This window comes from Hyphomicrobium sp. D-2 (assembly GCF_029872155.1).
Classification (GTDB): Bacteria; Pseudomonadota; Alphaproteobacteria; order Rhizobiales; family Hyphomicrobiaceae; genus Hyphomicrobium_A.
Window position 1 is genome coordinate 47,408 of sequence record NZ_JARXLA010000002.1, and the last position, 19,273, is coordinate 66,680.

Below are 19,273 nucleotides of genomic sequence, written 5' to 3' on the forward strand. Positions count from 1 at the left end.
CGCTCGGCGGCCGGCGCCCCGGAGGGGTGTCGCCGAGTGCCATAAAAGCTGGCGTGGATCGCGACCTGCGTCAGGAGTATGTAGAGGGGAGACGCGAGGCAGCGCGCACCAATCAGCGCTGGCGGCCGGCTCTCCGAAGGAGAGTCGCCAGCGCGAAATCACGCGCTCGGCGGCCAGCTCCGCGTAGCGGAGTCGCCGAGCGCCATCAAAAGTGTTGCGGGCGCCTTGCTGTTTAAACAGCCGTGCGGTGGCGCCCGTTTACTTGCATCCAAGTTGCCCGCCATGGAGCACTGCATGTGGCCCGATCCTGACCTAATTCGATTGGATCGAGCCTTGGCAGATCAGGCTACGCGCGACTTCAGATAGCCAATCACCAGCGCCGTCAGGCCGCCGGAAACGCCGCCGGTTGCAAACGCGGAAATGATGGAGCCGATATCCATGCCCGAGGCGGCTGCGGTCCCGCCAAGTCCGAGCACCGAGTTGAGGATCTGACCGCCCACGCCGCCGCCCAATGCACCGGCAATCGTGTTGCCGAGCGTGCCCAGTCCGGTGTCCTTGGAAACGGCGCCGGCGGCATTGCCACCAACCGCGCCGCTGATGGCCTGAATCAGAAGCTGCGAGATATCCATGCAGTTGCCCTCGGCGCCTCGCTGATGGAAAGCCGTGAACCCGGAGCCGCGGCGCCCGACAACACCGGATTGCTTGAGTTTAGCATATCTCGATCCCGCTTTGCTTAAACAGCGAGCAATAAAGCGAGACTGTTGGATTTGTCCGAATTGCACAGCTTTCTGCCGGGAAATGCCATGCGCTCCACACTCTCCGCGCATTGATGCATCGGGGCGTCGGGTGATTTGTGACGGCGATTCGTGACACTGCGGATGAGGGATTCGCGGGCTGTTAGGTGCGCCGCCATCGTCTGGCGCTGGGGCGTCCAGGCCACGGCCGCACAATCATTGCGCATCGGCGGATGCAAACTGTTGCAGCCACGCCGGTCTGCTCCGATCCTGCTTGGAATGGTTCGCATGCATCTTGCTGCGCAACCAGCGGCCCGCTAGGAGTGTCCCATGCACGGCACGGGGACTATTCGCATTTTAGCAGCTCTGCTCGTTGCGCTGGTCGCGTTTGCCGGCGGTACATCCGCGCGCGCGCAGTCGGCCGCGTCGAACTGGGGCACCGCGGATGTGCAGGCCGAGGCCGATCTGCCCGTCCCTTCCGCCCCGACCGTCAAAGCCCCTGCATCCTCGAAGCTTCCCTCAGCCTCGCCTGCACCGGCGCCGAAAGGCTGGGCGCCGCTGGATCTGGGCAAATCATCTGCCTCGCCCGATGCCGGAAGCAAGAACGGTGCACAGCCACCGGCGCCACAGGACAACGCGCCCGCGCCTGTTGCGGGCGCTTGCCAGAAAACGGATTTCGAAGCCGTTGTTGACGACGCCGCCGGCGCGTTGCGCGATCTCAACATGCAGAACAAGCCGCTGTTTCAGGAGCGTTTGCGGCAGTTGAAAGACAAGCGTGGCTGGAGCCATGACGAGTTTCTGGCCGCCGCCGCGCCGTTCGTTCGCGATGAGAAAATCGCCGTCTATGATCGGGATTCGGAACGGCTGCTGACCGATATTTCAACAATGGGTCAGGAAGGGGCTGAGGCCGCGACGCCCGATTGCGCCCTGCTGGCGGATCTCAAGTCGCGGATGCAGCAGCTCGTCGATACGCAGAGTGCGAAGTGGGGCTACATGTTCCAGAAACTGGACGCCGCACTCAAGCAATAGCACTTCGAAGTAACGCTGGGGCCGACCAAGCCCCCGGCGACAAGATCCCGAACGCGTCTCAGTAACAGGCGCGGCCGTCACGCGTGCGCAAGCGTGATTAAACGCGGACCCAGCCGTTCGGCCCCAACCGCTCCTGAGGCTGGAATCGCATCTTGTAGTTCATCTTCGGCGAGCCATCGATCCAGTAGCCGAGATACAGATACGGCAGCCCGAGCGAGCGCGTATATTCTGCGTGCTCAAGGATCATGTAGGTGCCGAGGCTGGAATGCGCGATGTCGGGATCGTAGAAACTGTAGACCATCGATATGCCGTCCGACAGCAGATCGCACAGCGCAACGGCCACCAGCGGCCAGCTCTCGACATCGGTGTCGAGCGGATCTTCCGGCTTACGGCGATACTCGGTGACGAACGTGTTGATCACGCTGTCTTCAACCATCATCGCATAATCCAGCACCGTCATGTCGGCCATGCCGCCGTCGGAGTGGCGCGTGTCGATGTAATGGCGGAACAGCGCGAACTGCTCGGAGGTCGGCTCGGGCGGCACGCGTTTGGCGTCCAGGCAGCGGCCCTTTTCCAACGTGCGCCGCATTGAGCGGCCGATGTGCAGTTCGTCGATGACGAGCCGGATCGACACGCACGCCTGACAGCCCTCGCAGTACGGCATGTAGGCAATGTTCTGGCTGCGACGGAAGCCGCCGCGCAGCAGATTGTCGATCACGCTGGCAGGCTTCTCGTGCGTCAGATGCGTAAAGAGCTTCCGTTCCTGGCGTCCGGCGAGATAGGGGCACGGTTGGGGGGCGGTGACGTAGAACTCAGGAAAGTGCTTTTGCTGTTCCGTCATTCGCGGGCTTTCCTCGCCAGAAAATTTCGGGTCGGGGATGCGCCGGCCTCTGAAGGGGCAGGATAGTTGAGGCCGTGGGGGGCAATCAAGGTGGGCGACACGCCCAGCAGGGGTGGCACTGACAGGAAAGCGTCCAAAAGCTCGCGCTCTGCGGGCAATTGGGGAATCCTCACAACTTTAGCCGTTACCTTTGGTCGCAGTTTTTCCGTGTGAAGCGTTCTGCTCCAGAAACCGGATGATACGGCCGGCAACGTCGACTCCGGTTGTCATTTCAACGCCTTCCAGTCCCGGCGAGGAGTTGACCTCGATAACCAGCGGGCCATGCGTAGAGCGCACGATATCGACGCCGGAGACGTTGAGGCCCAGGGCGCTGGCGGCATGAACCGCAATGGCGCGCTCGTCCGCAGTCAGCTCGATCGCCTCTGCGTGTCCGCCACGGTGCAGGTTGGCGCGGAATTCACCCGGCCGGCCGACGCGACGCGTAGCAGCAACAACTTCACCATCGATCACAAAGGCGCGGATGTCGGCACCGGCTGCCTCGCGGATAAACTCCTGCACCATGATGTTCACGTTGGCGGCGCTGAACGCCTCGATGATCGATTTTGCCGACGCTTCGGTTTCAGCCAGAATCACGCCCATGCCCTGTGTGCCTTCCAGAAGTTTTATGACGACAGGCACGCCGCCAACTTCCTTGATGACATCCTCGGCGCGTCGGGGGCCGTGGGCGAAGGCCGTAACCGGCAGGCCAATGCCTTCCCGGGCCAGCAGTTGCAGCGCGCGCAGCTTGTCCCGGGATCGGCCGATGGCAACGCTCTCGTTCAGCGGAAACACGCCCTGCATTTCAAACTGGCGCAGCACCGCCAGACCGTAATGCGTAACGGATGCCCCGATGCGGGGGATCACCGCGTCATAAATCGGCAGGCGTTGGCCGTTGTAGCGCAACACCGGCTGGTTGGCGGTGATGTTCATGTGAACATGCAGCGTGTTCACGACATCGATCGAATGGCCGCGAGCCCGTGCGGCCTCGCAAAGCCGCACATGCGAATAGAGCTGCGGATTGCGGGCAAGCATCACGAAGCGCATGGGCGCATTCCTAGGGTGCGAACGCCAGTCTGCTGTAAAGAAGCACAATCATGTGTGGTTGGAATAGCGGAGAGCCGCGACCGAATCCCACAGGACGCGGCAAGGCTCCAAGCCGCCGATCTCAAGCGGCCGCGAATGTCGAGATTTGCGTCCCAACATGGAATTTTCAGATAATTCAATACGGTCGCTGAATGCCGCTGCCATTGTTGGAATAATGGCCGCCGTCATCAGATCAGCCCCGCGCCGCCTGGCTCGCCTTTGCTTTGACGGCCGGCGTCAGCCCCGCAGCGCTGGGAAACCCGTCACAGTGACGTCAGTTCGGCCTGCGATGCGGCTTCGTCATCTGGATCGATGGAGGCATGCAGCAGCGTGGCCGCCGCCGCTACGGTAACGAACAGGATCACGAAACCAAGAATTGCGCGCTTGAGCGCCCACTGCAGCGTCGGCCGCCGCAGAACAACATCCGTGCCCTCAACGCGCGCAGGCGCCGTGGTCGTCGACATGGCTGTTCGTACTCTCGTTTGTGTGTGGAAATTTCTTGGTGTTTCCCCAAGGCGAAACGCTGGCGCGCCGACCTGTTATCAACATCCATGAAGAACGCAGGGGTCGGGGTCAAGAATTCTTAACGGAGCTGGCGCGATCTCCTAGCGGCCCGTGGTGGCGCAGCAACGCTTGCGCTCTGCACGATATATCAATGCCGCTTCAGAGGCTGTTGAATACGCCCATCGGCACCATGATCACGATGCATTAAAGCGACGTAATATCAGCATCTTGGCTGTGCAGGGCACGTCACCTGTCGAGTCGCAGACCGAACTCCGATCGCCTGCGACGATGCGCGATTCTTGAGCGTCGTCTATAGAGCCGGTTGCGCGGGGCGGGCCAGTTCAACCGTCGCCTGCAGGTCTACCTTGCCGGTCGCCAGCAAAGGCACGGCATCGACGATCAGAACGGACTTCGGCACCCACAACTCGGAGAAGCCTTCGCCTCGGGCGTGGGCCAGCAGGGCGTCCTTGCTCGCGTTTGGCTGGTCGGTGACAAGCAGCAGCTGCTCGCCCTTGCGCGGATCGGGGAAGCTCAGCACCACGTGCTGGGCATCGGGCCACAGCGCGCAGGCAAGGCCTTCGACCGCCGCCAGCGACACCATCTCGCCGCCCAGCTTGGCGAAGCGCTTGGCGCGGCCACGAATGCTCACGAAGCCGTCGTCGATGGAAACGATATCGCCTGTGTCATGCCAGCCGTCGCGGGGGCGCACGAGAACGCCGGGCCGATCCGGCAGCAGGTAACCCGCCATCACGTTGGGCCCGCGTATAGTAAGCCGCTTGCCGTCGCTGAGGCCCGGCACATCCTCCAGCCGCACCTCCATGCCCGGCAGCAGACGGCCGACGGTGCCGTAGCGGTTCGTCTCCGGCAGATTGCAGGCCAGCACCGGCGACGTCTCCGTAACGCCATAGCCTTCCAGAATTTCAACGCCAGTTGGCGCCACAAGCTGCCGCGTCGGCTCCTTCACCTTCTCGGCGCCGCACACGGCATATTTCAGGCTGTCGAGATCGCCCGGTTCAGCCGCGCGGGCATAGGCCGACACAAAGGTGTCCGTCGCCACCATCAGCGTCGCCTGCGTCTTCCGGATCGACTTGGGGATCTGCTTGTAATGCAGCGGGCTGGGATACAGCGCGCACTTCACCCCGGCAAAGATCGGCACAAACGTGCCAGCCGTCAGCCCGAACGAATGGAAGATCGGCAGCGGATTGAGCAGCGTCTCGCCCGGCGACAGCACCTTGCCCAGATGCGCGCGCGATTGATTGACGTTGGCGACGATGTTGCTGTTGGTCAGCACCACGCCCTTGGGCGCGCCCTCGGTGCCGGAGGTGAACAGCACCACGGCGGGGCGATCAGCATCGGCCGGATTGGCGCGATAGATGCTTTTCGCCCGCAATGCGCGCAGGGCGCCCGCGATCTTGTCGACGATGCCGATGCTGGCCCGCACATCCTCCAGATAAACAATGCGTGTTTTCTGGCCGGGTGCATATTCCGCCGCTGAAAGGGCTGCGATCAGATCTTCAAAACCGCCCACCTCAACAAACCGTCGCGACGTCAAAACCGTGCGCAGTTGCGCGGTGGCGATGGCGGATGTCAGAGCGCGCCGCCCGGCCGAAAAGTTGAGGATTGCTGCAACGCGACCATAGGCGTTGAGGCCCAGTATCGTCACCGGTAACCCGACAGCGTTGGGCAGTAGCACGCCGACATTTTCGCCTTCGCGCGCAAGCTTCGCCAGCCTGCGCCCCAGCACAAGGCTGGAAAGGATAAGCCGCTTGTAAGTCAGCGTATTGCCGTCGGCATCCTCGAGAATGACACGCTCACCCTTGCCGTCGCGGCCATAGGCGGTGGCGGCGGCTACAAGGCCGGAGAACAGGCTGCGGCGCGCATCGGCGGCATTGAACGGTGCGGTCATTCGTCGGTCGATCTGGGCTCTGCGTTGCTATCGTCCTCCGTTGTAACGGCTGGACGGCGCAGCGCAATCACCGATCGTCACACCGGCGCCAAGACAACCTCGCTAGGCATCGCGCGCCCCGATAATTCCGCAGAAAATCAACGCACAGCACCACGAGCGCAAACCTTGTCCCGGCCTTTGCCATGCGTCTGCGCGCTCGCACCTACCGCTTCAGCACGCGATATCCGATCACCACGCCGCAGCTGATCAGAACTCCGCGTGCAGCCGGCCGGCAAAGATCGACGCTGGGCCGCGATCCTCGTTGTAGCCGGGGTTGTTCACGAACTGATAGTCGACCGTCGCCGTCATTCCCGCGATGGGGAACGCGTAATAGGTCTCCATAATAAACTCCGGACCAGCATTCGGCAGGATGCCGTCACCGACGACGATGCCCATACCACCCGCATTGAAATAGGCTTTGTGTTCACTGGTGATGAAGTTCATCACGCCTGCAAAGCCAAATACGTCGTCAGGGCGGCCCCAGTGCTTACCCTGCAGCACAAGCCCCGCAGCCAGCGTGCGATCGATGTCGGTGAAGTCGAACGGCTCGACGTTGCCATCGACGATGCCGCCGCGCGCGAAAAGTGCCAGCGTATCGTTGATCTGCTGCTCGGCATTGAAGCTTATGCCCATGCGGCTGCGATATTCGCGCACCAGCGCTGTATCGGCGGGCTGCCCGGTTGCGGCCGAAAGCGCCACCGCGTCGGTGTAGGTGCCCATGCGACCGCGACTGAGAAATCCGGTGATGGCGATTTTGCCCGGCTGGCCATGGATGCGATAGCGCCGTTCGATTTCGGCCACGGTCTGAAACTGCGAAAAGTTCGGGTCAAGCTCGGTGCTGTTCGGTGCGTCAGACAGATCGAATATGCCAACCCGCAGCGTCCAGTCGCCCTGGTACCACTCCACCGCAGCACCGTAGGTGTAGCCCCACGGATCGGCGGCGTAATCGAACGTGCCCGTATCCACCAGCGCCCAGTTGAGAAAGTCGCTGCGCGGATCATGCGCATACTGGTTGGTGTCGAAAATGTCGGTGATGCCGAATTTGCCGACCGTAAACACCAGCCGGTTTTCTGTCTGCGTACCGGCAAACTGATTGGCGTCGGCCTCAACGGTTTCCATCTTGCCACCCAGCGAGATGGTGTCGCGTATGAAGTAACGCGGGATGCGCGCATACGGCCACGACGCGCCAACCTTATACGCTTCGCCACTGGGAAAGCCCGCAACGCCGTGCGTGTTGCTGAGGCCGAAACCCTGATCGATTTCGGGGTTGACCCACAACTCAGCCCCTTGCCACAGCCGCCGCCCCAGATACAGCGTCACGTCCCACGTCTGATGCTGCTGGTTGGGTATCAGGCTCTGCGCCCCGATATATGGCGAGCGAAATCCCGGCACGGCCTGCATCACGTACGTCGATTGCGCATGCACGGCCCAGTCGCCGGATGGCGTCAGCGCGCTAAGCTGCTCGCGCGTACTGGCGTCCGTCCCATCCGCGAAGCGATAATTCAACCCCATGCGCACGCTCTGCAGCGTGATGTCAGACTGAAACCCGGTTCCATCCGGCAGATGAAACGCGCCGGAACCATAGTCGGTATAAAGATACGACAGATCCGCGCTCCAGTTGCGGCCCAGCATTGCCTCGACGCCACCGCCCGCAACCCAACCATGACGCATCGGGCGGCGCGTCTGCGTATTGCCGGATGCGATGTCCGTTGCCGTCGCCTGTTCCTGCGCCCACGCATAGCCAGCGGTGCCGTACAGCAGGAAGCGATCCAGTGCCAAGCCAAGTCGGCCGCGCACCGTGCCCGACATCAGAACACCGTCGTCCCATTGGGTTGCGCCGTTGGCGGTGGCGCTGCCGTTGATGAGGCTCGGAAATGAGATGTCGCTCGCCACACCGATCACTACGCCTTCCGGCAGTTGGTAATCGTATCCGGCGCTAAGGCCTGTCGCATAGCTGCCGGTGCCTGCGAAAAAGTCATACGGGTTGCCAAGCCCCATTGTGCCGCTGGCCGTTCCGCCACCGCCGCCATCCTGCGCCCATTTCGATTGCCCCCAGTCGGCGCTGAATGTTCCACCGACATAAGCCCCGCTCCAGTTGTAAGGCGCCGGGGAGGGTGCAGCGGTTTCGTCAGCGCGCGTTGCGGCCGACAATGACATCAATGCGAGAGCTGCAAGCGCGGTGGTCGTCCTGATGGGCATTGCGGTCCTTGTCGATCAAGGGCCAGGCGCATCGGCAACACGCTACACTGCCGAAGACGATATCTGGCAGGCATTGCGGGATTGAAGTGAAGCGAACGGCGCAGCGTTGCGCATTCCTTATGCATAACTTGATGCGTCGATTCTGTACAAATACTTTCAACAATTTGTTGGCCGCGCCGATCATTCTTCCCCTGCCGATTTGCGGTCGGGCAGATTTCACATGCTTTTGCGTGATCGATGCCGTTGCGCGGGCAGGGTGCGCGCCCGATCTGATTATGTATCGCGCGCCATCGTGCTTCTCATGCAGTGTCGGCTGGCGCGCAGCCTCGATGTTAGCGGGATGTGCCATGCGCCGGTTTTTCGTTGTGCTCTGCGCTGTCGTCTTTCACGCCCACGTGGCGATGGGCGCGGACGTGAAGCTTGAGCCGGTCGTCTCCGGCTTGACGGCGCCCATTCAGCTTGAAGAACCCGACGACGGCAGCGGCCGCCGATTGATCGCCCAGCAGGACGGCGTTGTCCGTGTGCTCGATCGTGATGGCAAATTGCAGCCGGAACCGTTTCTTGATCTGCGCGATCGTCTGTTGCCGTTGCAGCACGACTTTGAAGAGCGTGGTCTGTTGGGCTTCGCGCTGCATCCCGATTTCGCGCGTAATGGTCGCGTGTTCGCATCCTATTCAGCGCCGTTGCGATCCGGTGCGCCGCAGAGCTGGAACCACACCCGTCGCGTGTCGGAATTCACCGCGGCGCCCGGCGATCTGTCCCGGATAAATCCTGCTTCCGAGCGCGTGCTGCTGGAAGTTGACTGGCCCAGCCGCAAACACAACGGCGGCGGTCTCGCATTTGGCCCGGACGGCAATCTTTATATTGGTCTTGGTGATGGAGGTGCTTCGCATGGCATCGGCAAAGATGTGGTGTGGGATGCCTTCAACGTGCCCGCCGAAGCGCTGACGTGGGATCGCGTCGCGCAGGATGCCCATTCGCCGTTCGGTAAAATCCTGCGCATTGATGTCGACGATGGCTTTCCGGGCTATGCAATTCCGCCCGACAACCCGTTCGCGCCTGGCGCAGCGGCGGCGGGACGCGGCATGCCTGAGGTATGGGCATCAGGATTCCGCAACCCCTATCGGCTGGCGTTCGACAAAGCTGGCGAGCTTTACGCCACCGCGACGGCTGAAACGCTGTGGGAATCCGTCTATCAGGTCAATGGACCTGGCAACTATGGCTGGCCGCTGCTCGAAGGCACCCACTGCATCGATCGGCTTAAACCGCGCCATCCGCCAGCCGATTGCGCGCGCACGGATGCTGCGGGTAATCTCCTCCGGCTGCCGGTTGTTGAGTATCCCAACATGCAGGCATCGCATCCCGATACAAATGTCGGGCGTACGGGCGTTGGAACTGCGATTACCGGCGCGCGCAAGTATGACGGCAACCGGATAGCCGCCTTGCGTGGCAAGTTGCTGGTTTCGGACTGGAGCGCCGATTTCAAGCAGCCCTCCGGTCAGCTGTTTGTCGCGGATCCGGCAGCAGCAGGCGAAGGCAAGTTGTGGCCGCTGGAGCAATTGCTGCAATCGGATTCACGCATCATCGGACTAAGCGCCGATCGCGATGGCGAAATCTATGTGCTGACCAATGGAACCATGGGGCCTTACGGTTCCACCGGTCAGGTCTGGCGTCTCGTGCCATCATCCGATCGATAGCCGCGCAACGTCCGACATGTCGGCTCACCCAACGCGGCTGTCAGTTTGTGACGTTGAATGTCGTGCGGTCCAATCCGGTGTTTCCGTTCGACGGATCGTGAGCGTAAACGACAACTTCGTACATGCCCGGTTCGGTTGCTTCCACTTCGCCTGCAAACTGGCTTGGCTCACCGGCATATTTCATCGTTATGCGACCGATATGTTTGCCGTTGCGGAGCACGATGGCTTCAACCTCATAGCCATTCGCGTCCCACAGCCCGCCGGGTGTAATGGGGCAGCCGCACATCATGACCACGTTGGCGCGTACGTTCACCGTTGCCGGGCCCGTGATGCTCTGATGGGCGGGTGGAGCTAGTACGTCCACGGCGAAGCCCGGCAACTCCAGCGTCCAGCCGTCACCGCCGCTGACATGCTTGCCGGGAATGACCCACTGCGTTGAGCTTGCGCGCTGGGCGGACTGGGCCTGTGCAAGCGGTCCATATGCTTCCACTTCAATGCGGCGTGGGGCATCAAGATCAATGGTCGCGCTGAACTTTGCGGCGCTGTCATCGGCAAGAACCGAGCGTCTGCCCGCATCGGTATGCATAAGCCGCTTTGTGTCGCCGGTTCCGCCTTGCGTCAGGCCGGAAGCAAGCAACTCGCCTGTGTCAGCGTCGCGTATGGTAACACGCACACCGCCCATGCTGGTGCCGATGAACTTGGCATCCTTGCTCAGCACGCGCACGGTGATATCGGTTGGCTCCCCGCTTGCGGAAAGTGCGCTTGCAGAAAGCACGAGCGCCGCCGTCAGCGCTAACGTGGTGGCTGTGCGGGAAATGAAGTTTCCGGACATTATGCGCATCCTTGCTGCCGGGTGAGTGGCGCTCCGCCAAGGCTCAGCGGTTGCGATGCACGCAAAGCATGCATCCACCATCATCAACCTGTTTCCTCACGACACTAGCAAAGGGAAACGGTCGGGCAAATTGATGCGTCTCAATCGACAGGCGGCCCACGTTGGAAAGAGCGGGGCGCTTTCCTTTTTGTGTAACTTTAGAGCAGAGGCCGCTAAGGGCTGATCGGAGTGTCGTGCGGCGTCGGCGTTACATCCGGCGGTGGCGGCGTGGGCTGAACTGCAGGCGGGTTGTCATTGTCGCCGCTGTTGCTCACGGCAACGGCAATGCCAACGCCACCGGCGACGGCCAATCCGCCAATGATCCACGGTGTCATGTCGGCGGCGGGGGCGGACGCGGTGTCCTCAATCGGCAGATCCCCGCCTTCCGGCGGTCCGGCCTGATTCATCCTGGACGTAAAATCGATGTTGGCCGCGCTGTCCTTGCAGGGCGCTACGGGCTTGATGGTCCAGATGCCTGCGGGAAGACGCACTGTGCATGCGTTGCCGTAGTCGACGACGGCAACCCCGCCGGATCGAATAACGATTTTATCGCCTGGATTGACAGAGGTGGTTCCGAAAACAACCGATTTGAAATTGCCTTGTCCGTCCTGGAGTAAAACGGTTCCTTCCGCCACTTTTACGGTCGCAGCGTATGAGGTCGAAATCATCAGGAACGATGCGCCAGCCAGATAAAAGGCCTTCATGCCCAAGAACTCCATGGAATCAAAAAATCAATGTTTCCCTGAATGGAGCAGATTATTTATGCGGGCAATGGGCTTCGAAAAATAAAACATGAAAAACATAAATGCAGGAATATAGCTATATAATAAACTATGCAGCATATAGCTAGTCGGCTTTTTAGCTGAAAACAAATGCAACCCAAGGACGTACTTAGCCTCTAAGGCGTCTGGATGGCCTCGTCCCCAGCCCATACGCGCGTAGATTGTTAACGACCATATTGCGCTCGTTGACATTGAGTTGCGATTCAACCATAGGCTGTGCACGTTAGAGTGCAACATTGGCAGGACGGGGTGTGAGATGCGCAGGTTAGGGGCGGTCATTTTGATCGTTTTCGGTGCTGGTGTAACGGCAGCTTCGGCCGCTAGCCTTTATCCAGAGGCAGGCGAGGTGCATGTCAACTTCGGCAATGGCTATCGTCCTGTTGGCGCGCCTACCGTGCTGCTGCCCGGTTCAAAAATTCTCGTCGCTTCCAAAGCAACTGCGCTGCTGGTTTACTCGCCAACCTGCCGGGTGCGGCTCGGATCCGGGGTCTGGGATGTGCAGCCTAATCAGCCATGCGGTGCTGAAAGCGAGACGCTTGATTTCGCCGCGCGCATGAATCAGGGCGCGCCGGATTCTGAGACAACTGAAGTAAATCAAGATGTTGGCGTAGATGGTACGCCGGCGGCGGAAGCCGGCGGCATTGGCACAACCACGCTGGTGGTCGGCGGATTGCTCGCAGGCGGGGCCGTAGCGGCTGCTATCGCCCTCAGTCAGGGCGGCGGTTCGGATAAGCCCGCCAGTCCATGACTCAGGAGCGCAGGAGCATGCTTTCTGGAGAGCACGGGCGCAAAAGGGGAGCCTTAGCTATTCGCTCTAGGTGCTTTGGACGCCGACTGACACCTCAGCCAACGCTGCGAGCTTAGTTTCTGGGGCAGAACATTTGGGTCCCAGTCCTACCGGGCTTCTGACTTTGCCCTTTCGTGCGCGGAAATCGCGCTCAACTCATGGGTGTGGTTGGACTGGAGCCGTAGGACTTCCGCCCAGCATTAGTTGTTGATGGGGTTGTGGCGAGCCTCGTGCACACTCTGGAATTTATGTATATCAGGAGTTGTAACCTGTAAGAGCGCCGCTTTTGGCTATACGGGGGTAATTTGTTGTGTCGGGATTGATCTCGCAAGGGCTTCTTTATCGCCCGCTTATTCTATTTATTGACCTTTTGGCCGTGGCAATTTCTACCGTTATGGCTTTCCTGGTTTGCAGTAATATGGATTTTTCCATTTACGCAACGGCCACTATTGCCAGCTATTTAGCGGTTTCGCTTGCCGTCTCGCTGCCAATTTTCATGGTGATCGGCAGCTATCGCTATATCTGGCGTTTTAGCGCTCTGGGTGACTATCTGCGCATCGTCGGTATGACCTTTATAGTCGTCATGCTGTCTGCGGGGATAACGCTCTGGATGCAGCTTTGGGATGGTGTGCCTCAGTCGCTACCCATCATCCAATTTCTGCTCATGACGGCGGTGCTTGTGGGCTTGCGCGTGATGCGGCGGCTCCACCATGTGCGTCGCAGGTCGGCGATTGAGGCCTCGACCGTCCGACGTCTCGATCAAGCGTCAGATCTTCTTGTTGGCACCGGGCCGTTGACGGACCTGTACCTGCGGGCGCTGGTTCAGATGAGTAATCGGCGCGACGATGTCGTGGGTATTCTTGGATACGGTTTGCGGCAGGAAGGCCGCCAAATTCACTCTCTGCCGGTTCTTGGCCGTCCGGAAGACGTTACCGAAGTCGTGAAAGATCTCGGTATTCAAGGCATTGCAGTCAAGCGCATCATCGTTTTGATGAGACTTGAGGAGCTATCCGATTTAGCGCGCAAGGCACTTGGCGCCGTTGCTGATGAAAGCAACGTCAGGGTTGAATTTATCGCCGAAAAGCTCGGGTTTACTGAGTTTGAAGGGCCGGGGGGCGAGAAGTCCAGTAGCGCGTCAACACAGGGGACGACCAACAACAGTATTCGTGCTGTAGAAGGTTTTAATCGACGCCCATACTTCGTGGTCAAGCGCTTGTTTGACGTCATGGGCGCGCTTGCGCTTTCAGTCGTCGCGCTTCCGTTGGCACTGATCATCGCTTTGTCAGTTGCGCTGGATGTCGGGCTGCCGGTTTTGTTCTGGCAGCGGCGTCCGGGGAAGAATGGGCGGCCGTTCTGGCTGTGCAAGTTCCGCACCATGGGCCGCGCTTATGATCCGTCAGGGCGCAAGCTGGGTGACGAAGAGAGAGTTTCCTTCATCGGGCATTTCCTTCGCCGCACGCGCTTGGATGAAATCCCGCAGCTCTACAACATTCTGATCGGGGACATGTCTTTCGTCGGTCCGAGGCCCTTGCTCCCGATTGATCAAAGTCCAGGCTATGAAGCCAGATTGCTGGTTCGCCCCGGCCTGACCGGATTGGCCCAGGTTGCTGGCGGACGCGAGATATCCGCGTTGGACAAAGCCGCTCTGGACATCTGTTATATCCGTAACGCGTCTTTCACGACCGATCTGAAGGTTGTCACGAGGACTGTGCCGCTCGTCCTGTTTGGTGATCGGACAAATCAGGAGGCGATCAGTGACGCGTGGAGAGACATTGGCCCACTGAGTGATTGTGGTTCGCAGCCGAAGCCCTGAATTTTTGCACCGCTGCCGTTAATCGCCGACCGGCGCTCATGTGCACGCTATTGCAAGTGTTCAGGAGTTCGTAGTCGATGGCAGCACTCAAGAATGCCAGAACTGCGGGAGGCTTATATTCCGAACGGTAGTTGCAAAATACAAACGTCTCTCAGAGACATGAGGGCTCAAAAGTCGAACATGGCCTTGACAGGTTGATGATGAAAATTGCGCCTCATCCCGACGCTCGTATGTGCGTTTTGCTCCAGGACGAAGAAGTAAAATGCTATTGTAATCGACAAGCTCTGACGTATCTTGCAGCCGAATTGGCGAGAATTGCGGATGCTCCGCCGGAGGAGTATTACGAAGTTCATGTCGCAGAAGAGATCAATCTTGTTGGTGCTTTTCCCCCCAACGTTTGGATCATCGACGAACGGCGACCTAGTGTAGAGGCGAGGAGCCAAGCGTACGAAGTGACTTTCATGCACGTTACCGAAACGGATTTAGACCGCCTGAGAAAGTAATCACTCCGACTATCGCCTGCACATCACTTTTTCCAGGCAACACGAGACGATCAGCAGCGGCACGACGTGCGCTCCGTCTACGTTGCTTTTGGACGTATGTGGAACTCATCGCAGCTGGTTTTCGACATCAGCTCGTTGAGCGTCGTTGCGGCCTCGCTGCCTAGTAGCCCTGCCGCCATTTGCTCACGGGCAGACGCGCAGCAACACATAAGACGCTGCGCCGCGGGCTGGGCGGAGGGTCGTAATCCTCCGCACCATGAAGAACTGTAACAGCCCAATCGCGTGCAACGCTTGCGCAGCGCTGTTGTCTGAGCGCCTTAACGGACGATCAGCAGCGGCACAGCGGTTTGCGCCAGCACGCGTGACGCCTGGCTGCCAAGCATGAACTTGGCGATGCCGCGCCGGCCGTGTGATGACATGACGATCAGATCGCAGCCGAGGGCCTTCGCTTCCTCGACGATGCCTTCGGCGGGATACTGATCCTTGATGTGCACGCCGTTGCATTGCACGCCCAAGCGCTCAGCTGCTTCCTGCACGCCGACAAGAATTTTCTCCGCGCCTGCAGCCGCACCTCTTTCGTATTCCTCGATCGGGAATGAAACGGCCCATTCGCCGGAGACAGCGGCCGTCCATGGCTCCGTGACCGTAATCGCGGTCACCTTGGCGTTCAGCGCCTTGGCCAGCGCCAAGCCCTGTTCGACGGCACGCTGCGCCAGTTCCGATCCGTCCGTGGCAATCAGAATGTGGGAATACATCGGGAGCTCCACTGATGAGGGCATTGCTGAGTGGTACTGCAACGCGAGCGCGGCTTAATGCGGCCGATGACCATTCATAGTCGGTTTTGCAGCATCGCCATTGCGCTGCATCAAAACCGCTAGCAACAATCTTTCAACGAGTGGCATCGGCTCTCGCGCCTAAGTTGCTAACCCGATCTTCCCTAATGGTTTGCAACTGCGGCTCTGTGGAGGGACGCGGACGATGCAGGTCAGCCCAAAACAAAAACTCCGGCGCTGGAGGCCCAGACACCGGAGTTTGCATTTTCTAAATTGTGTGACGGGCGTTACGAGGTGATCAGCAACTCGCCCTTGCCGATGGTCGCCAGATCGCCGGCGAACTTGCGCACCTTGCCGGGCAATGCCTTGGGAGCGGCCGCGCCGAGCACGGACGCCATGTAGCGCGAAAGAATGCGCAGGATTACGATGTCGTGGTCGCCGGCATCGGCGAAGGTCGGCAGCATGCGCTCAACCGACGGTCCGATCAGAGTGCCACGGCGCAGCAGCATGCCCGGATCGGTGCCGAAGCCAAGTTCCGTCCAGATTGTGCCGCCCACCATGCGCGAGCCGGCGAAGCTACCGCAGCGGCCGCGCACATAAATGGTGCCGCGACGCATACGATCGCCAGCGCGATCACCAGCATCGCCTTCGATGGCAATAAGGCCGCCGGTCATGCCGAACTTGTCGCCGGGGCTGAGGCCACCGACGAGAGAACCAGCCGAGCCCTTCACCAGAATTTCGCCACCGCTGATCCCGGAGCCGAGCAAGGCGCCTGCATCGCCGCGAATATCAAGACGGCCGCCACGCAGGTTGCGACCTGCGGACAGACCGACATCGCCTTCAACGATGACGGTGCCTTCCTTGAGATCGCTGCCGACGAAATCCATGCGGTTCGTCGCGCCTTCGATGCGAACGCTGTCGCCGGCCGAGCCGGAAACGGTGAACACATCGCCAAGCTTTAGGGTCTTGGTGGTGGTGCCAACGTTCAGCGCCATCAGCTCGGACTGCGATAGTTCAGCAATCCGCTTCGGCGTCAGGTGGGAAAGGTTCAGCCGCTCGCTCGGGGCCGAATTGGCGCGGAAAGTAAGACCGCTCATGGCAGCAGCTCCCGAAGCTTGTAGTGGTATTGGCCCAGCTTGCCGCCGTAGTTGCCAGCGGTTATGCGCGTCACGCCCTTCGGTGCGCCCATGTCGAGCACGGTCTTCATGCCAACCTTCATCGCCTGGGCGACGGAGTCGGACGTGAGGCCGTCGATGACGATTTCCAGCACGGCAATCGTATCGGGTGCCAGCTCGCTCTTCACGCGGCCGCGCAGGGTGGGGCAGAACGCATCGTTGGTGGACGCGATGGCGCCGGCATACTTCGAGCCGACCTTCGAGCCCGAGCGCACGATGCCGCCGGGGAACGGTGTGATGACATCCGCAACGCCGCCGATGGCCTCAACCGCAGCTTCAGCGGTTTCGAGCAGACCGACGCGATCATTACCGAGGATCAGGATGTTGCCGCCGCCGACAGCATCGGTGACGATGCCGGTGGTTTCCTCGATGACAAATTCACCATCCATCACCGGTACGCGCCAGTAACGGCTTTTGCCAAGGCGCTTGGAGGTCTGGAAGCCGTCGCCGAAGAAGCGCGGTCCCTGACCCAGGCCGATACGCTTCTTTGTATCGACGCCCGCGTAGCAGGCCGAACCGGGGCTGGTCAGTACGCACTGGCCAACGCGGGTCTTGAGCTGTGCGGCGGCCGATTCCGGCGAGAAGCCGAACAGCAGCACGCGCACGCCCGGACGTCCGTCCGGCGTTTCATCAGGCGAAAGCTCGCGGTCGATACCGACCTCAGCACCCGCGCCGATGACTGATGTGCCGAACCCGCTCATGGTGACCGCAGCAATGCGGGCCCATTTCATCGTGTCGGCGGTGATGATGACACCCGTGCCGGCCATGCCGAAGGCCTCGGCAAAGGTATCGTCGATTGCTATGCCGTTGACCTTCATGACGACGTCCTGGCCCTCGTCGGCTGTACGATGATTTCACCCCGACCGCCGTCGATGATCTCGTCATCGGACAGGCGGAAGTTCTCCATACGCACCGTGTGATAGCGGTCGAAGTAGCTCTTGAGCGACTTCTCGATATCGCGGTTGTACTCGGGACGTGCAACGTGCGTAGCGCCGTTGACGACCTTGATGACCTTGCCGTCGCGGACGACCAGATCGCCGTTCTTGAACACCATCGCGGGCTTCTCGAACATGCGCTCGCGGTTGGAGTCTTCGTTGTAGACGGTGATGTCGGCACGGGCGCCCGGACCAACGTGGCCCAGATCCTTCAGGCCGAGGCTACGGGCAGGGCCGGCGCGCGTCATGATCGCAACTTCGTACATCGTATATTCGCGCTCCAGATGCGGCAGCGTCGAATACATCAGTGCGTCCGGATTAACGTGCAGCATCGTCTCACGACGGAAATCGCGATCCATCAGCAACCGGATGAGGTGCGGATAGGTATAGAACGGTGCGCCGTTCGGATGGTCGGTGGTCAGGAAGATGCGCCACGGATCATCGCACAGCAGGAAGGTCTCAAGACCGATGGCCCACTGCAGGGCGTGCACGAAGCTCTTGTCGCGGTAACGGAACGGCACAACACCGCAACCGGCGTCGCACTCGATGTCCATCACCACCCAACGCTTCGGATCGGCGTTCTTGGAGCCGACGTACTGGCGCATCGAGTCGCCCGAAGCCGTACAGGTGGCGCCGAACATGACCTGACCGACGTCGATCGAGATGTTGGGATACTTCTTCAGCAGCTCAGCGATCTGCACAGCACCAGACGAGAACTTGCGGTCGCCCTCGGTGGCATAGCTGTGGAACTGAATGTGCGTGAGATGCAGCGGCAGGCCCTCGGTGGCCTTGATGGTGGCGAGTGTCGTCTCGACGTTGCCGGGAATACCGAGGTTGCAACCGTGCACGTGCAGCGGATGGGTGACGCCCAGTTCCAGCAGGCCGCGCGCCAGCGTGAGGATGATGTCACGCGGCGTGACGCCGTAGTGAACATGCTGCTCATCGAGGTCGAGCTTGCGCTGGTTGAACTTGAACGCGCTGATGCCGCCGGGGTTCACCACCTTCATGGCGATGGCCTGCGAGGCATGCATCGTCCAGGCGATGTAGTCCTTGATGAACTCGAAGTCCTGCTTTTCAGCCATCGAGCGCAACAGGAAGTCGTCGCTGCCGAGCATCACGAACGCGCCCTTGTCGAGCAGCGGCGTGTCGCCCATTTCCATGTGGGCCTGGCGGGCGTTGGCCGGCAGCATCGCCGGTTCGAACGCCGCCGTGTAGCCCATCTCGGCGTAACGATAGCCGGTGATCATCGTCGAAGGCGTGGCGTAACCGGTGCCTGCACGGGTGATTTCCGTGTGGGCGACTTCGTCCTTGAAATGATCTTCGGGCAGAAGCGTGCGGGCGATCGTCACCTTGCCGCCACCGATGTGCGTGTGCGGATCGATGGCGCCAGCCATCACCACCTTGCCACGGACATCATATTCCTGGTCGACACGGGCATTCGGATCAGCGGCGACGATACGTCCGTCACGGACGTAGATGTCGCGCACCTCACCATTCACGTTGTTTGCGGGGTCGTAGACCTTGCCGCCGGTCAGCTTGATCATCATAGCGCGGGGCTCACGT

17 protein-coding genes are annotated in these 19,273 nt (G+C 60.6%); 4 read left to right on the forward strand and 13 right to left on the reverse strand.

Features of this window, described 5'->3' with window-relative positions:
* Nucleotides 1-341: 341 nt before the first annotated feature.
* Nucleotides 342-629: a hypothetical protein gene (locus QEZ49_RS02100; protein ID WP_280383772.1), complete on the reverse strand. Its 288-nt coding sequence runs from the start codon at nt 627-629 to the stop codon at nt 342-344.
* A gap of 435 nt (nt 630-1,064) precedes the next feature.
* On the opposite strand from QEZ49_RS02100, the gene QEZ49_RS02105 reads away from it, so the two are divergent.
* Nucleotides 1,065-1,763, forward strand: coding sequence for a hypothetical protein (locus QEZ49_RS02105; protein ID WP_280383774.1), 699 nt, complete (start codon nt 1,065-1,067; stop codon nt 1,761-1,763).
* 97 nt (nt 1,764-1,860) lie between these two features.
* On the opposite strand, the gene QEZ49_RS02110 is transcribed toward QEZ49_RS02105, so the two are convergent.
* The 6 genes from QEZ49_RS02110 to QEZ49_RS02135 all read right to left on the reverse strand — a co-directional run bounded on the left by QEZ49_RS02110 (nt 1,861) and on the right by QEZ49_RS02135 (nt 8,374).
* Entirely contained in the window at nt 1,861-2,604 is a 744-nt protein-coding gene (locus tag QEZ49_RS02110; RefSeq protein ID WP_280383776.1) for an arginyltransferase, read from the reverse strand.
* Between the two features lie 177 nt (nt 2,605-2,781).
* Nucleotides 2,782-3,687, reverse strand: a complete 906-nt coding sequence (gene rimK / locus QEZ49_RS02115; protein ID WP_280383778.1) for a 30S ribosomal protein S6--L-glutamate ligase — start codon at nt 3,685-3,687, stop codon at nt 2,782-2,784.
* Between the two features lie 48 nt (nt 3,688-3,735).
* Complete coding sequence (locus QEZ49_RS02120; RefSeq protein WP_280383779.1) at nt 3,736-3,915, reverse strand: hypothetical protein; 180 nt, start codon at nt 3,913-3,915, stop codon at nt 3,736-3,738.
* Nucleotides 3,916-3,989: 74 nt separating this feature from the next.
* Complete coding sequence (locus QEZ49_RS02125) at nt 3,990-4,190, reverse strand: hypothetical protein (protein ID WP_068461208.1); 201 nt, start codon at nt 4,188-4,190, stop codon at nt 3,990-3,992.
* 350 nt (nt 4,191-4,540) lie between these two features.
* On the reverse strand, nt 4,541-6,136 hold the full coding sequence (locus tag QEZ49_RS02130) for an AMP-binding protein (protein WP_280383782.1): 1,596 nt from the start codon (nt 6,134-6,136) through the stop codon (nt 4,541-4,543).
* A gap of 246 nt (nt 6,137-6,382) precedes the next feature.
* Nucleotides 6,383-8,374 (reverse strand): carbohydrate porin, encoded by a 1,992-nt coding sequence (locus QEZ49_RS02135; protein ID WP_280383784.1) that lies wholly within the window; start codon nt 8,372-8,374, stop codon nt 6,383-6,385.
* A 347-nt stretch (nt 8,375-8,721) separates the two neighbouring features.
* On the opposite strand from QEZ49_RS02135, the gene QEZ49_RS02140 reads away from it, so the two are divergent.
* Nucleotides 8,722-10,071, forward strand: coding sequence for a PQQ-dependent sugar dehydrogenase (locus QEZ49_RS02140; RefSeq protein WP_280383786.1), 1,350 nt, complete (start codon nt 8,722-8,724; stop codon nt 10,069-10,071).
* Between the two features lie 40 nt (nt 10,072-10,111).
* Here QEZ49_RS02140 and QEZ49_RS02145 read toward each other — a convergent pair whose 3' ends face one another.
* Both QEZ49_RS02145 and QEZ49_RS02150 read right to left on the reverse strand, forming a co-directional pair.
* Nucleotides 10,112-10,903 carry a hypothetical protein gene (locus QEZ49_RS02145; protein WP_280383787.1) on the reverse strand — a complete coding sequence of 264 codons (792 nt, stop codon included), beginning with the start codon at nt 10,901-10,903 and terminating at the stop codon, nt 10,112-10,114.
* 212 nt (nt 10,904-11,115) lie between these two features.
* On the reverse strand, nt 11,116-11,646 hold the full coding sequence (locus QEZ49_RS02150) for a hypothetical protein (RefSeq protein ID WP_280383789.1): 531 nt from the start codon (nt 11,644-11,646) through the stop codon (nt 11,116-11,118).
* 334 nt (nt 11,647-11,980) lie between these two features.
* On the opposite strand from QEZ49_RS02150, the gene QEZ49_RS02155 reads away from it, so the two are divergent.
* Both QEZ49_RS02155 and QEZ49_RS02160 read left to right on the forward strand, forming a co-directional pair.
* Nucleotides 11,981-12,472, forward strand: coding sequence for a hypothetical protein (locus QEZ49_RS02155; protein WP_280383790.1), 492 nt, complete (start codon nt 11,981-11,983; stop codon nt 12,470-12,472).
* Between the two features lie 349 nt (nt 12,473-12,821).
* Complete coding sequence (locus QEZ49_RS02160; protein WP_280383792.1) at nt 12,822-14,324, forward strand: sugar transferase; 1,503 nt, start codon at nt 12,822-12,824, stop codon at nt 14,322-14,324.
* Between the two features lie 820 nt (nt 14,325-15,144).
* On the opposite strand, the gene QEZ49_RS02165 is transcribed toward QEZ49_RS02160, so the two are convergent.
* The 4 genes from QEZ49_RS02165 to QEZ49_RS02180 all read right to left on the reverse strand — a co-directional run bounded on the left by QEZ49_RS02165 (nt 15,145) and on the right by QEZ49_RS02180 (nt 19,257).
* Nucleotides 15,145-15,582, reverse strand: a complete 438-nt coding sequence (locus tag QEZ49_RS02165; protein ID WP_280383794.1) for a universal stress protein — start codon at nt 15,580-15,582, stop codon at nt 15,145-15,147.
* Between the two features lie 305 nt (nt 15,583-15,887).
* Complete coding sequence (locus tag QEZ49_RS02170) at nt 15,888-16,697, reverse strand: formylmethanofuran dehydrogenase subunit C (protein ID WP_280383796.1); 810 nt, start codon at nt 16,695-16,697, stop codon at nt 15,888-15,890.
* Nucleotides 16,694-17,593 carry a formylmethanofuran--tetrahydromethanopterin N-formyltransferase gene (fhcD, locus tag QEZ49_RS02175; protein WP_068461232.1) on the reverse strand — a complete coding sequence of 300 codons (900 nt, stop codon included), beginning with the start codon at nt 17,591-17,593 and terminating at the stop codon, nt 16,694-16,696. The genes QEZ49_RS02170 and fhcD overlap by 4 nt, the downstream gene beginning before the upstream one ends.
* Entirely contained in the window at nt 17,590-19,257 is a 1,668-nt protein-coding gene (locus QEZ49_RS02180; protein ID WP_280383799.1) for a formylmethanofuran dehydrogenase subunit A, read from the reverse strand. The genes fhcD and QEZ49_RS02180 overlap by 4 nt, the downstream gene beginning before the upstream one ends.
* Nucleotides 19,258-19,273: the final 16 nt, after the last annotated feature.

Excerpts from the sequence above, each read along its gene's own strand:
- QEZ49_RS02145 (WP_280383787.1), bottom strand. The coding sequence starts at position 10,903 with ATGTCCGGAAACTTCATTTCCCGCACAGCCACCACGTTAGCGCTGACG.
- QEZ49_RS02130 (WP_280383782.1), bottom strand. The coding sequence starts at position 6,136 with ATGACCGCACCGTTCAATGCCGCCGATGCGCGCCGCAGCCTGTTCTCC.
- rimK (WP_280383778.1), bottom strand. The coding sequence starts at position 3,687 with ATGCGCTTCGTGATGCTTGCCCGCAATCCGCAGCTCTATTCGCATGTG.
- QEZ49_RS02125 (WP_068461208.1), bottom strand. The coding sequence starts at position 4,190 with ATGTCGACGACCACGGCGCCTGCGCGCGTTGAGGGCACGGATGTTGTT.
- QEZ49_RS02170 (WP_280383796.1), bottom strand. The coding sequence starts at position 16,697 with ATGAGCGGTCTTACTTTCCGCGCCAATTCGGCCCCGAGCGAGCGGCTG.
- QEZ49_RS02105 (WP_280383774.1), top strand. The coding sequence starts at position 1,065 with ATGCACGGCACGGGGACTATTCGCATTTTAGCAGCTCTGCTCGTTGCG.
- QEZ49_RS02140 (WP_280383786.1), top strand. The coding sequence starts at position 8,722 with ATGCGCCGGTTTTTCGTTGTGCTCTGCGCTGTCGTCTTTCACGCCCAC.
- QEZ49_RS02135 (WP_280383784.1), bottom strand. The coding sequence starts at position 8,374 with ATGCCCATCAGGACGACCACCGCGCTTGCAGCTCTCGCATTGATGTCA.
- fhcD (WP_068461232.1), bottom strand. The coding sequence starts at position 17,593 with ATGAAGGTCAACGGCATAGCAATCGACGATACCTTTGCCGAGGCCTTC.
- QEZ49_RS02100 (WP_280383772.1), bottom strand. The coding sequence starts at position 629 with ATGGATATCTCGCAGCTTCTGATTCAGGCCATCAGCGGCGCGGTTGGT.
- QEZ49_RS02110 (WP_280383776.1), bottom strand. The coding sequence starts at position 2,604 with ATGACGGAACAGCAAAAGCACTTTCCTGAGTTCTACGTCACCGCCCCC.
- QEZ49_RS02155 (WP_280383790.1), top strand. The coding sequence starts at position 11,981 with ATGCGCAGGTTAGGGGCGGTCATTTTGATCGTTTTCGGTGCTGGTGTA.
- QEZ49_RS02120 (WP_280383779.1), bottom strand. The coding sequence starts at position 3,915 with ATGACGGCGGCCATTATTCCAACAATGGCAGCGGCATTCAGCGACCGT.
- QEZ49_RS02150 (WP_280383789.1), bottom strand. The coding sequence starts at position 11,646 with ATGAAGGCCTTTTATCTGGCTGGCGCATCGTTCCTGATGATTTCGACC.
- QEZ49_RS02165 (WP_280383794.1), bottom strand. The coding sequence starts at position 15,582 with ATGTATTCCCACATTCTGATTGCCACGGACGGATCGGAACTGGCGCAG.
- QEZ49_RS02180 (WP_280383799.1), bottom strand. The coding sequence starts at position 19,257 with ATGATGATCAAGCTGACCGGCGGCAAGGTCTACGACCCCGCAAACAAC.